Source organism: Ruegeria sp. CH2 (assembly GCF_056537065.1).
In genome coordinates this window covers 262,838-275,975 of the sequence record NZ_JBQFQV010000004.1, presented here as the reverse complement: position 1 = coordinate 275,975, position 13,138 = coordinate 262,838, and the positions used below count along the sequence as shown (strand labels likewise).

General features: G+C 55.0%; 11 protein-coding genes, 1 tRNA gene and 1 pseudogene. 9 read left to right on the top strand and 4 right to left on the bottom strand.

What is annotated here, in order from left to right; genetic code table 11:
- Positions 1 to 148 precede the first annotated feature (148 nt).
- The 3 genes and pseudogenes from ACR0M9_RS09110 to ACR0M9_RS09100 all read right to left on the bottom strand — a co-directional run.
- The gene (locus ACR0M9_RS09110) at positions 149 to 535 is read right to left on the bottom strand and encodes a cupin domain-containing protein (RefSeq protein WP_480773394.1); all 387 of its coding nucleotides are present in this window, start codon (positions 533 to 535) and stop codon (positions 149 to 151) included.
- Between the two features lie 308 nt (positions 536 to 843).
- On the bottom strand, positions 844 to 1,539 hold the full coding sequence (locus ACR0M9_RS09105) for a LysR substrate-binding domain-containing protein (RefSeq protein ID WP_480623005.1): 696 nt from the start codon (positions 1,537 to 1,539) through the stop codon (positions 844 to 846).
- Positions 1,540 to 1,563: 24 nt separating this feature from the next.
- Positions 1,564 to 1,755: pseudogene (locus tag ACR0M9_RS09100) on the bottom strand (helix-turn-helix domain-containing protein); the annotation flags it as partial.
- Between the two features lie 121 nt (positions 1,756 to 1,876).
- Here ACR0M9_RS09100 and ACR0M9_RS09095 point away from each other — a divergent pair.
- From ACR0M9_RS09095 to ACR0M9_RS09065, 7 genes are all read left to right on the top strand, one after another.
- Positions 1,877 to 2,932 (top strand): dipeptidase, encoded by a 1,056-nt coding sequence (locus ACR0M9_RS09095; RefSeq protein WP_480773393.1) that lies wholly within the window; start codon positions 1,877 to 1,879, stop codon positions 2,930 to 2,932.
- A 34-nt stretch (positions 2,933 to 2,966) separates the two neighbouring features.
- Positions 2,967 to 4,562, top strand: coding sequence for an ABC transporter substrate-binding protein (locus ACR0M9_RS09090; RefSeq protein ID WP_480773392.1), 1,596 nt, complete (start codon positions 2,967 to 2,969; stop codon positions 4,560 to 4,562).
- Positions 4,563 to 5,621, top strand: a complete 1,059-nt coding sequence (locus ACR0M9_RS09085) for an ABC transporter permease (RefSeq protein ID WP_480558696.1) — start codon at positions 4,563 to 4,565, stop codon at positions 5,619 to 5,621. It begins immediately after the preceding gene.
- Complete coding sequence (locus ACR0M9_RS09080) at positions 5,618 to 6,529, top strand: ABC transporter permease (protein ID WP_480545830.1); 912 nt, start codon at positions 5,618 to 5,620, stop codon at positions 6,527 to 6,529. Before ACR0M9_RS09085 ends, ACR0M9_RS09080 begins: the two co-directional genes overlap by 4 nt.
- A complete protein-coding gene (locus ACR0M9_RS09075; protein ID WP_209598734.1) occupies positions 6,526 to 7,374 on the top strand; it encodes an ABC transporter ATP-binding protein in 849 nt (282 codons plus the stop codon). Before ACR0M9_RS09080 ends, ACR0M9_RS09075 begins: the two co-directional genes overlap by 4 nt.
- Position 7,375: 1 nt before the next feature.
- Positions 7,376 to 8,131: an ABC transporter ATP-binding protein gene (locus ACR0M9_RS09070; protein WP_480486520.1), complete on the top strand. Its 756-nt coding sequence runs from the start codon at positions 7,376 to 7,378 to the stop codon at positions 8,129 to 8,131.
- A 211-nt stretch (positions 8,132 to 8,342) separates the two neighbouring features.
- Positions 8,343 to 9,083 (top strand): outer membrane protein, encoded by a 741-nt coding sequence (locus ACR0M9_RS09065; protein WP_480539066.1) that lies wholly within the window; start codon positions 8,343 to 8,345, stop codon positions 9,081 to 9,083.
- A 155-nt stretch (positions 9,084 to 9,238) separates the two neighbouring features.
- Here ACR0M9_RS09065 and ACR0M9_RS09060 read toward each other — a convergent pair.
- Positions 9,239 to 9,328: transfer RNA gene (locus ACR0M9_RS09060), tRNA-Ser, on the bottom strand.
- Positions 9,329 to 9,760: 432 nt separating this feature from the next.
- Here ACR0M9_RS09060 and ACR0M9_RS09055 point away from each other — a divergent pair.
- Complete coding sequence (locus tag ACR0M9_RS09055) at positions 9,761 to 11,743, top strand: phosphatase PAP2 family protein (protein ID WP_480773391.1); 1,983 nt, start codon at positions 9,761 to 9,763, stop codon at positions 11,741 to 11,743.
- Between the two features lie 184 nt (positions 11,744 to 11,927).
- Positions 11,928 to 13,136 (top strand): hypothetical protein, encoded by a 1,209-nt coding sequence (locus ACR0M9_RS09050; RefSeq protein WP_480492793.1) that lies wholly within the window; start codon positions 11,928 to 11,930, stop codon positions 13,134 to 13,136.
- The last annotated feature ends 2 nt before the right edge of the window (positions 13,137 to 13,138 follow it).

The window sequence follows — 13,138 nt, the reverse complement described above, 5'->3', positions numbered from 1 at the left end:
ACTCAGCATTGGGCTGGAAAAGCCCTGTCGCATTCGAAAGGAAAGTGGCTTAAACGAGCACTTGGGGCGGCACAAAAACGGGACAGGTCCACTCTGGAAGCATTAGGGACGAAAAAAATACGCTGCTGGTCCCCAACGGTATTTTGCGTCACCCTGGTACAAGGTCTTCAAGTTCCGGCATCAGAACAACGCTTTCCTGTTCGTTCGGGTCCGTGCGTGCGATAACTGCAACTGCGGGTTCATTCCCATCGTTGAACGGAAGGTGCGGAGTGTTTGATGGTATATAGATCAGGTCTCCTGCTTGCGTTTCCATAACGTGTTCTAGCCTGTCGCCCCAATACATCTTAGCAGACCCGGAAATCACATAAATCGCGGTTTCATGTGTCTCATGTTTATGCGCCCTGGCGCGCCCTCCGGGCGGGACCGTGAGCAGATGCATGCAGAAAGCTTGGCTACCTACCGTCTGTCTGGCGATGCCTTCGAAGTAATCGAACCCCTGTTTCCCGGAATAGGTTTCGCCGGGGCGCAGTTTCACTCAATCCGCCATCTAGGTTTTCCTTCCTAAGATTTGAGCTAGAGAATGATAGGCCAGCTTCGCCTGGAAACGTAGGGAAATCAGAAGCGGGTTTTGGGCGGAGATTCTAACGAGCCTTTTGAACGAACCGCATACCGGGTGATACGGCCTGAGATACATAAGGACGAAGAAAACCACGTTTGCGGACGTTACACATACCAAACTGTGCACGTAGCCATGACAGGTCCGTACCTCGACCCTCCTCCAAAATCTTCCCTGTTGGGCGGTCACATGGCGTATTGCCATTGAAGACCTTTGGAAAGATTTCATTACCTCGGGTCAGAGAAAGGGTCCGGAGGGGTATTCAATCGCAGATGCCGCATGAATGCCCGTGCGATCCTTGGAACCGGTTTTTGATCAGAGACCACAAAATGGCCCCGGTACCGCATTGGAGATTCAAATCGGACAAATGCCAGGTCGGGAGATCGGTAATGGTAGACGGGAAAGGGATTGATAACAGACAGCCCCAATCCTTCGCGCGCCATGTCGGCTGCGGCAAATGAGGTTGAAACTTCGGCAACGATCCTCGGTTTAGCGCGCACTTGATGAAGCAACCGGTCCAGCTGCCCGCGCCGCCCATGTCGATACGTCAGTGCGATCAACTCTTGCTCATGCAAGTCTGAAGGCGTCAGAACGGTGCGTTCAGACAGGGGATGTTCGGGTCGCATGACGCAAACGGCTGGTGACTCGCGAAATGGTATAAGTTTGATGCCAGCGCGGCTTTGTTCAATCCCGGTCACGGCAAGATCAAATCGGTTCTCAAGCACGCCAAGCGTGACCATATCCGACGTTGTCACCTCAAGGTTCACGAAAAAACCGGGATTCCCGCGAATGAAACTGGCGATGAGGGAAACGATGTATCGATGAGCATAGCTGGGCGGTGCAACGAGGCGCAGTGTTTCCTGCACAGTTTCGCCCGGACCATCGATCCTGTCCAATGCCTCGAACAAAGGATCCAATCGCATATTCAGCCTCACGGCTTCTTGCGTCGGTCGCAATCTGCCTGCATCCCGTTCGAACAGTGTTCTGCCCAATCGATCCTCCAGGCTGCTGACGGAGCGACTGACCGCGGATTGAGATAAGCCGAGCTGCCGTGCGGCAGCGGCTGTTGTTCCAGACTGCATGAGCGCACGGAGCGCCTGGTATTCCGGCAGAGAATGCCAGTTGCGAGGTTTCTTCATTGCTGGGCGCCCGCATGATTCCGACTAGCTCTATGAGTAAAACTCATCAAGTTTTTTTACAATCATGACGATTACGTCTGTTAGCGTGTGTCGAGATGACACTAATCTGGGTAAAGCGAGTTTGAGGACCCTCCCTCTTATCATTGATGGGCACAACGACGTATTGTCAAAACTGGCCTCGTCAGGTGGTCTGCCCGAAGCGGGCCGCTTCCTGACCGGGCTCGAAGGCGCGATCGACTCTGTAAAATCCACGGCCGGTGGATTTGGCGGAGGCTTCTTTGCCGTCTGGGTGCCTTCGCCTATCGATGCCGATGCAAAAATGGAAGAAATGGTCCGGCCCAGCTATGACCTGCCGCTTCCCAATCATATTGATGCCGAAGATGCTCTGCCCTCAGCGCTGGGGCAGATTGCCATCCTGCTGGAACTGGAACGTTTGGGGGCGTTGAAAGTGGTTCGATCGGTTTCGGATATCCGGGACTGCTTGGCGCAAGGCCAGATGGCGGCCATTTTTCACATCGAGGGCGCCGAGGCGATTGATGCAGATCTGCATTCGCTTGATGTATTTCATGCGGCGGGGTTGCGATCGCTTGGGCCCGTGTGGAGCCGACCCAACATTTTTGGCCATGGTGTGCCGTTTAGATATCCATCGGGGCCAGATACTGGCCCTGGGTTGACGGATCATGGACTGCGGCTTGTGCAGCGATGCAATGCGCTGGGTATCATGTTGGATTTGTCCCACCTCAATGAAAAAGGTTTCTGGGATGTAGCGCGGTATTCGGATGCGCCTTTGGTCGCAACGCATTCGAATGCCCACGCCATCTGTCCGCACGCGCGAAATCTGACCGATGATCAGCTTCGCACCATCGCGGAAAGCGACGGGATGGTCGGGTTGAACTTTGCCACTGCGTTTCTGCGTGAGGATGGTCGGATGCTGTCCGACGTGCCGTTGATGCAGGTTCTGAAGCACCTTGACCACCTGATCGGGATAATGGGTGAAGACCGGGTCGGGCTTGGGTCCGATTATGACGGGGCGGTCGTGCCGGACGACGTGAAGGACATCTCGATGCTGCCTCGATTGAGAGATGCCATGGTGACCCATGGATACGGCGAAGAGCTCATCAAGAAGCTCTGCCACGAAAACTGGTTGCGTGTTCTTGAGAAGACCTGGGGCTCGTAACCGTTAGTGAAGACTTGATGACAGAGAGGACAAAATGAACGCATTTAACAGATTGCTTACCGGTGCGGCGCTAGGATTGGCGCTGGCCGTGACCTCGACTTCGGCAATGGCCGAAACGCCGCCGAACATGCTGGTTATCGCGCATCGAATCGACGACATCACGACGTTGGACCCGGCCGAAAGCTTTGAGTTTGCGGGTTCGGATGTCAGCCGGAATGTCTATCAGAAGCTGGTCAACTTCGACCCGCTCAATCTGGACGCTGGTTATCAGCCCGACATCGCTGAAAGCTGGGATGTGTCTGAAGACGGCAAATCGATCACCTTCAATATCAGGGAAGGACTGACCTTTCACTCCGGAAATCCGGTGACGGCAGAAGATGTTGAATTTTCGCTGCGTCGCGCGATCATTCTGAACAAGACGCCGGCCTTTATCCTGACCCAGTTTGGGTTCACGCCGGAAAATGTCGAACAAACGATTGTCGCGGACGGCAACACTCTGACGATCACGACGGACAAACCCTATGCGACATCCTTCGTTCTGAACTGTCTGACCGCTACCATCGGCGGCATTGTCGATAAGAAGACGGTGATGGAACACGACAAGGATGGCGACTTGGGCAATGAATGGCTCAAGACCAATACTGCTGGATCTGGAGCTTATAGCCTGGTCAGCTGGAAACCCAATGAAAGCGTAACACTGAAGTCGAACCCCGATTTCTATTTGGGTGCTCCGGCCATGGAGCGTGTGGTTGTCCGTCACGTTCAGGAAAGCGCCAGCCAGCGCCTGTTGCTGGAACGTGGTGATATCGATGTCGCGCGCAACCTGAACCCAGAAGATGTTGCCGGTGCTTCATCTGTTGCCGGCGTAAAGATTGCAGACGAGCTTAAGGGCCGCCTGATGTATGTTTCGCTGAGCCAGAAACACCCTGAGCTGAGCAAGCCTCAGGTTCGGCAGGCGTTCAAATATCTGGTTGACTATGAAGGGATGCGCGACAGCTTCCTGAAAGGGCAATACACGATCCACCAGAATTTCCTGCCCCAAACCTATCTCGGTGCCTCTGACGAGACGCCGTTTAGCTTTGATGTGGAAAAGGCCAAGGCCCTGCTGGATGAAGCAGGTGTAAGCGGGCTTGAGATCGAAGTTGGTGTGCGTGAAGCGCAGGAACGGATCGAAATCGCCCAATCGCTACAGAATGCGCTGAGTCAGGTTGGCATCACGATGAACATCACCGTGGGGACCGCCAAACAAATTTTGGCGCGGTATCGTGCGCGGGAACTGGATGTTTACCTTGGCGCATGGGGGCCGGACTATCCCGACCCGCAGACGAACGCAGGTACCTTTGCCTATAACCCGGATAATTCGGACGAAGCCAATGCCACAGGATTGCTGGCTTGGCGGAATTCTTGGGATACCGGCGGGCTGACCGAGAAAACGGATGCGGCTGTTGTCGAAAACGACACCGCGAAACGCGCTGACATGTACAAGGAAATCCAGGCCGAGTTCCGCGAGACTTCGCCGTTTGTCATCATGTTCCAGCAGATTGAGCAATCGGCCCTGCGTGAAAACGTGACGAATTTCTCAACCGGTCAGGCGATTACATCGGCGTCGTATTGGCAGGTGACCAAGTAAATGGCACTGGCCGAAAGACCAACTGAGGGGCGCCGCTCGGCGCCTCTTATCCATTGGATCAAGAGTATCCTGAAAACTCTTGGCACCATCGCAATTACAATGCTGGGTCTGCTTTTCGTGACCTTCATCATCGGTCGCGTGATGCCGATCGACCCGGTACTGGCAATCGTCGGTGAACGCGCATCGCAATCGACTTATGATGCGGTCTATCAACAGCTTGGTCTTGATAAGCCGCTGTTGGTTCAATTTGGATATTACCTTTGGGATGTTCTGCACGGTGATTTTGGCGATTCACTTCTGAATGCCCGCCCGGTTTCTCAGGATATTGCCCGCGTCTTCCCTGCCACGCTGGAATTGGCGACTTTGGGCGTTCTGATTGGAATCTTTCTGGGTGTTCCGCTTGGTGTGATCGCCGCAGTCAAGCGCGGATCATGGATCGATCAGGTCGCCCGTGTGGTCGCGCTTGTCGGGTATTCAATGCCAATCTTCTGGCTGGGGCTCATGGGGCTTCTGGTCTTCTACGGGATACTCGGCTGGGTCGGTGGCCCGGGCCGCCTGGATATCTTCTACGAGGACATAGTGCCCTCACGCACTGGGCTGATTTTGGTAGACAGTGCCTTGGCCCAGGATTGGGATGTCTTCCGCAATGCGTTGTCCCATATCATCCTGCCCGCGGCATTGCTGGGGTACTACTCGCTTGCCTACATCAGCCGGATGACCCGATCCTTCATGCTGGAACAGTTGTCAGCCGAGTATGTCATCACCGCCCGCGTCAAAGGGCTGTCTGAAAGACAAGTTATCTGGCGCCACGCCTTCAAGAATATCCGGGTGCAGCTGATCACAGTGATCGCACTCAGCTATGCCAACTTGTTGGAAGGATCAGTTCTGACCGAGATCATCTTTAGCTGGCCGGGGATCGGCAGCTATATCACGACGGCTTTGTTGAGCGCCGATATGAATGCCGTTCTTGGAGGAACCGTTGTGGTCGGGCTGATCTTTATCTGCCTGAACATATTCTCGGACCTTCTTTACCGTTTCTTTGATCCGAGGTCGAAATGAGCGACATGACCTTGCGCCAGTGGCTGCTGACCGACGAGCCGACTTCGCGCCGCCATGCCAGATTGGCCAGCTTCTACAAAGGCTGGCTGACTTTGCGATCAAACTCGATGGCAATGGTCGGGTTGGCGATTCTTGTCGTCCTTGTTCTGACAGCGGTCTTTGCGCCTTTTCTCGCGCCGCACGATCCCTTTGTTCAGAGCCTGTCCAGCCGACTTCTCCCCATCGGGGCTGAAGGGCACCTGTTGGGAACCGACAGCTTGGGGCGGGATATTCTGTCACGCCTGATCTTTGGGGCGCGAATTACACTGTACATCGTAGCTCTTGTGGCGCTCATCGCACCGATTGCGGGGCTTCTGGTCGGGACTGTTGCGGGATATGTGGGGGGATGGACGGATGTGATCCTTATGCGCATCACGGATATTTTCCTCGCTTTTCCACGACTTGTTCTGGCGCTGGCGTTTGTCGCGGCGCTTGGGGCAGGGATTGAAAACGCTGTTCTGGCAATCTCACTCACGGCGTGGCCGCCCTATGCACGTATGGCGCGTGCAGAAACCCTGACCATCCGGTCGACCGACTATATCAACGCGATACGCCTTCAGGGTGCCGGGCCGCTCCGCATCATCACCCGGCATATCTGGCCGCTTTGCATCTCATCTTTGATTGTGCGGGTCACGCTGGATATGGCCGGGATCATTTTGGCTGCCGCCGGCCTTGGTTTTCTGGGGTTGGGGGCACAACCTCCAAGCCCGGAATGGGGTGCCATGATATCCGAGGGTCGAAGGTTCATCCTTGATCACTGGTGGGTGGCCACGGTGCCGGGGCTCGCAATTTTCACGGTTTCGCTGGCCTTCAACCTGTTGGGTGACGGGCTGCGGGACGCGCTTGATCCAAAGGACGGTGGGCAATGAACTTACTCGACATCGAAGATCTGTGGGTTCGTTTCCCAACCCGTCAGGGCGTGTTTGACGCCGTGCGGGGCGTGTCGTTTTCGCTGGGGCGCGAGCGTCTGGGGATCGTCGGCGAAAGCGGCTCGGGCAAGTCGATGACGGGACGGGCCATTCTGCGCCTGATCCGAAATCCGGGTATCGTGGAGGCCAAACACATCAATTTGGAAGGCCGAGACCTGATGAAGCTCAGCGAGCGCGAGATGCGTGAGGTGCGAGGGAAGCAGATCTCCATGGTGATGCAGGACCCCAAGTTTTCTCTGAACCCGGTGGTCACCGTTGGTGAGCAACTCATGGAAGCATACCTTCAGCACAATTCCGGCTCGAAGGCCCATGCTAAGAAGATGGCTATCGAGATGTTGGATAACGTCTCAATCCGTGATCCTGAGCGGGTGATGCGAACGTACCCGCATGAGGTGTCTGGGGGTATGGGGCAGCGGATTATGATTGCGATGATGTTGATTCCCAACCCCAAGATACTGATTGCCGACGAACCAACGTCGGCACTTGATGTCAGCGTTCAGCGGCAGGTGCTGAATATCATGGACGGATTGGTCAAGGAACGGGGGATGGGCCTGATATTCATCAGCCACGACCTGAATCTGGTGTCTGAATTCTGCGACCGTGTTCTCATCATGTATTCGGGTCGCATCGTCGAGGTTTGCGAGGCTGACAAGCTGCATCAGGCCCAACATCCCTATACCCAGGGCTTGCTGAACTCGCTGCCGCGCCTTGACGAAAAATGCACTCACCTGAGTGTTCTCACACGCGATCCGTCGTGGTCCGAAGCCCCGAGCGTGAGGGGCTGAAATGAAGGCACTTGAAATCAACAATCTGAATGTCTGGTTTGGTCATGCACACGACCGGGTCGATGCGGTGAAGGACGCAAACCTTGAAGTCGCGCAGGGCGAGAGTTTTGGCCTTGTGGGCGAAAGCGGGTCCGGCAAGTCGACAATTCTGAGGGCAATAACCGGACTTGCACCGCAATGGTCGGGCACAATCCGAGTGGAAGGCCAGGCGATATCCGGGTCCCGGCGGGATCGGTCATTCTTTCGAACCGTCCAGATGGTGTTTCAAGACCCCTACGCGTCTTTGCATCCGCGGCACACTGTTGATCAGGTCCTCAGTGAAACTATTCATCTGCATGGGTTTGGGGACATCGATAAACGCGTGAGCGATTTGCTCAATGACGTCGGACTTGGGCAAAAATTCCGGTTCCGGTATCCACACCAGCTTTCCGGTGGCCAACGACAACGCGTGGCAATCGCAAGGGCCTTGGCAGGTGAGCCGGATATCTTGCTTTTGGACGAACCCACGTCAGCTTTGGATGTCAGCGTTCAGGCCGAAGTGCTCAACCTGTTGACTGACCTGCGCAAACAGCGCGGACTGACCTATCTGATGGTGTCTCATGATCTTCCGGTTATCGCACATATGTGCGAGCAATTGGCAGTTATGAGAAATGGTGAAATTGTTGAGGTCATGTCCTCGGAAACTTTGCGTTTGGGGAATCCAAGCCACGAGTATTCCAAGCAATTGTTGACCGCGTCTGTTGCTCCGAACCAATAACGAATGTTCATTCAATGTGGGGTTTGTCCTTCACACGATTAATTTGGGGGTCAGACAATAGCGTCCTTTGGCACGTCTGATGTGAATTTATCCCTATTTCGATAGGGACCGCGACGACACTACAGCGATCGAGATATTGGAAACGGCTACAAATTGTGTAACCGTGAAGCATGCAAGTAATGCAATATAAGTTTTAGCAACGAGGTCACTAATGAAAAGCAAGGTGCAAAACTTGGCGATTGCGGTTGCGTTACTGATCGCGCCACCTGTTTCAGCCCAGCAATCTGATTGGTCTTTTTCGGGCACAGCTTATCTGTTCATGGCCGAAACGGATATTTCTCTTGCAACACCAAGTGGAACAATCGACGGCACGTTGAGTTTTTCAGACGCTCTCGAAAACCTGGATTTTGCGTTTATGGGCAGTATTTCAGCGTCTAACGGGCGCTGGTTGTTGCTTGCTGATTACAACTACACCGATTTGGCGTTTAGTAACTCAACTCCCGGCCCGGCGTTTTCGAGTTTGGATACCTCTGCCACCACGCAATTTCTTAGCGGCTATGTTGGTTACCATGTTTATGAGACACCCGCGATCAGCGTGGCCTTAGCAGGCGGGTTCAGGTGGTTCAGCACGGAAACCACGTTCCGATTGCAACCTGGGGTCGCTGCTGGGCGAAGTGTGACGACCGACGACAACTGGACTGATCCGGTCGTAGCTGCCCGTGCAAGAGTTCGGATTTCTGACAAATGGTCAGGGACCGGGTTCGTGGATTATGGCGGGTTTCGGAGCGGTAGCGAAACCTGGCAAGTTTTGCTGACCGCAGATTATGAAATCAATGACAGATGGCTGATCCGCGGCGGCTACCGGTATATTTCCTTCGATCATGAGATCAACGGCAATGATTTCAGGTTTGACCAGTCCGGCCCGCTGCTGGGCGCAACGTACAGGTTCTGAAGACAACGTCAGGCGCATCCCTGATACTAACCTATGTTGCAACAGCGGCTGAACGCGGTTGTTTCTAAGGGCTGTCGTCGCTCGATAGTCCAGAAACGCACTGTCTGATTTCAAATAAGCTTTTGCTTTTTATGATTATTTTTTACTTTGGTAAATGGCGGAGACGAAGGGATTCGAACCCTCGAGACCCTTCCGGGCCTACTCCCTTAGCAGGGGAGCGCCTTCGACCACTCGGCCACGTCTCCGCCGACGGGTATATCCGTGCAAGCAACGGAAATACAAGGTCAATTCCGCAAAGTTTGGTTTTTTTTGCAGATCTGTCCGAACTCTTTGAAATAGAACGGAATCGCACCGGTTTGCATACACCATTTGTAAGTACGGGTTCACTTTCTTCAGGCCCGATGCAGTTCGTAATATCCTTAGAATCGCGGGCCTTGCCTGTGGCATCTGGCCTGATGTACGAGAATTTGAACGTGGCAAGTCTACAGCGGAGTTCAAGTGCTCGGTTGGCTTTGCAACGTGGAACCGGGTCACGAGTTTTTGCGTGATTGCGTTCCGTGCGCCAGTGCGAACCCAACAACTTATTGAAAAAGCATAGAAAACACATTCTCTTTTTGGAAGTCACGATCCGGTAACGCCGTGATGCGAATCGTTCTTTCGTCGTTGAGGAGAACATCATGTCGCAACATACCGTTCCGTCTGAACCATGGCAGAACCCTGACGAAGCCAATCAAAAGGTAGGCCGGGGTCGGCGCCGTTTGAGTGTGTTGGCGCGTTCCACTCAGGAGGTTTTCAAGGATCACAACGGTGAATCGGACCTTTTTGAAGGGACATGGCCCACGAATTTCTCGAAGGGTTTGCGTCATGACGTGAACGGAATTGTCGACGCGCAGGTCTATACCGAGTTTCTGGAAGAAGTGGCGGATCCGACCTGCACCGACAATCATGGCAATCGGTTGGCGTTGTTCGACACGCCAGCCTATTCCGGGCCCTTCCGCACCGCGCCATCAGAGGGTGGTGAATTTAGGTGGCGTGCGTGGGAAGGGCCAATCCTGGGCCATCGGCTTGGTCTCAACGGATGTGACGCGGGGGGGGTGGGAATTGCACCCGCGCCCCGGCTTGGATCGGATGAGTTGGCGGCGGAGATGGCCGAGATTTACGCGATGGCCTATCTGCGGGATGTGCCGTTCGAATCCATCAGGGATGGTGCCGGTGATGCGGCCAACGTGGCGGGTGCCCTTTGTCAGATGGAATGGTTCCGTCGCGATGGCAGCCCTCGGGACGCTGATGGCGCAGAGATTGGAAAGGTTTCGGCGGCGCGGCGGGTTCGGGACGGTGGCGGCCTGACCCCTCAAACCCTGTTTCGCGGTTGCTCACAGGGCTGTGCACAGGGACCGTATCTGTCGCAGTTCCTGGTACAAGGCCACGATCCACTGACAGCAGATCAAGCGCGCCGACAAAAGCAAAAGCTGACGCAGGCAATGGCCGTCGGGGCTGTTCCCTTCGGCGCTTTGAGGATCGACCAGAAAATCCAGCCGCAGGCGGCGGGCGTGGACTATCTGCGGGATTGGGCTGAGTGGCTGGACGTTCAGAACGGGGCGGACACGACGGCTGAACAAGCCTTTGAGAGCGAGGGAACGAAATTCATTGAAACACCGCGCGACCTTGCCTCTTACGTGCATTTTGACAGAATCTATCAGGCTTTTTTCAATGCCTGCCTGCTGATGCTGGGACAGGGCACGCCGACAGATGAAGGTTTGCCCGAGGATGGATATGCCGGTGTGCGTGATCCAGGCTCTGCCTGCGGCGGCGCGCACGTACTGTCCCTGTTGACGGAAGCCGGGGCACGGGCCCTGAGGGCCGCGAAACGCCAGACGTTTCAGGTGCACAATCGTGCCCGGCCGGAAAAGCTGGGCAGTGTTACGAGTTTGATGGCGAACGGTCACGGCGCAACCCTTGGCGCGGCCGAGCCTTTTGCCGCGACCCATCTGGGAAAACTCGAAGCGGCGACAAGCGAAGGTTTCAGCCTTATGGATGCAATCGCCGCCTCGCCTTCGGTGAAGCGGTTTGCGCATAACGCCATTTCCCATAAGGGCTTGCCGCGAAATGACCGTAACTTGCTGCTGCCGGTTGCTTATCCCGAAGGGTCGCCAATGCACCCGTCTTATGGCGCGGCTCATGGTGCCGTTGCCGGGGCATGTATCACAGTGCTCAAGGCTTTCTTCAGAACGCACGCTTTGGATGGATTACGGGTTTCTTTGGCTGCGGCTGGTCTGCCTCGGGTCCTTGTGCCAGCTGCGGGGGGCAAGACCCTGATCGACTCGACCCGACCGGAAGACAGTGCAGACTGCCTGACGCTGAATGGCGAGCTGAACAAGCTGGCTGCGAATATTGCACTTGGGCGCAATCTGGCAGGGGTTCATTTCTATAGCGATTATTTCGACAGTATCCGGATGGGTGAGCGTATCGCGGTCGGAATACTGGCAGAGCATATGGCAAAATCACCGACGTCATCGAAAGTGTCGCTTGAGACCTTTGACGGCGATCATCTCAGCATCTCGGGAAAACGGTCTTCTGGCAGTGAAATCCACGTAGCCAATAGTTCGCCTGAATTGTGGTGGACCCGCCACCTGCCAGAGCAGGCAGGTTGGGGCGGATGAGGTTTCAGATTTTTTCGGAGGGAGATTTTTCATGATGCTTACGTACCCGTCAACGATGATGATCTCTCGAACCAGGCTGGAACTGCCGTGGCAAGTATTGATGGCAGATCAGCCCTGCGTTTCAGATACAGATCGGTGTTCGGTGATGGCTGTTTTTCAATCTCCAGGTTGCGCCGATAGGGGGGTGAGTGAAGCCGCCCTGTCGGACTGGAACTCGAGAATTGAAGGGTTCTTTGATGGCAATGGAGTGAGCCCGTTCCTGGTCATGGACCCAGACGACATCGTCGATGGTCAGATATCGACGGGGTTCAAATGGTCTGCCAACCCGCGCGAGCCCCGGGATTGTCTGGGCGAGGATCTGGCCGCCAGTCTTTCGGATCAGGGTTGGGCAAGCAGGGCTGAGCTGCACAATGAATTTCTGGAATATGCGCTGATTTTACGGCCCGGTTCCGACGGCAAAATGCGGCCGAAGCGCTTTGTCGCTACGACCGAACTGATGGAGTGGTGGAGAACCATGGCAGTGTTCGATCTGGATCACTTCCTTTCGGTCGTTGAAACCGTATCCAGATGTTCATATTCCTGCGAAGAGTTGTTCGGGGTTTCGCGAGCAGACTGGTGCGCATTGGATGTGCCTCAACGCATTGCTCGTTTTCACAAAAGACTGGTGGGAACAGATTTTGCCCACCCACCAGAGCATCCGTTGAATATCGAACATGCTTTGTTCATGATCAGAGAAACGAACAGCCTGAGCGACCTGATCGCTACAATGCATCTTTCCTCATTCCCATATGTTGTCGGCAATGGTGAAAACAGAAGGCCCGCGCGGCTTGATGAAGTGTTACATTTTGCCGACCGGAAGGATTTGTATTGTCGCCATGCGGGATCTGGGTTGGCGGGTGAAGCCCTTGATCTGGCCTTCTCCAGGGGCACAGCGACACCGACAGGGCGCGCGATGGCGTTCGCGAATCCTCTGGGGCTTTATATTCGGGCGTTTCACATGTCCGAACTCTTCGTGGATGCGGTGAATGTGCCGACAGATTGGGTGCGTTATCCGCGCGGTGAAGCGGGAATGCCCATGCGCCTTGAGTTCGGGCCGGGCGACGATGATCCGCGGTTTCTGGACGATATCACCATGGGAACAGGGTCGACCGCACGGCCTGCGTCGGGTTATGCGCTTGCCGGCCTGATCGAGGTTGGCCCTTTGATAACAGTGGCGGCCAATCCACGCGCGATCACAAGGGTCGAATTTGTTGAAGTCCCGCCAGTTGATCCAAGCGACATCGTTTGTGGACTGCCGGAAACCCAACGATGCAAACAGATTTCTGAATTTGCGGACCGGACTGAAACCGAGGTCTCTGGCAAACTGGCGCTAACTCGCCAATTCAGTCACTGACA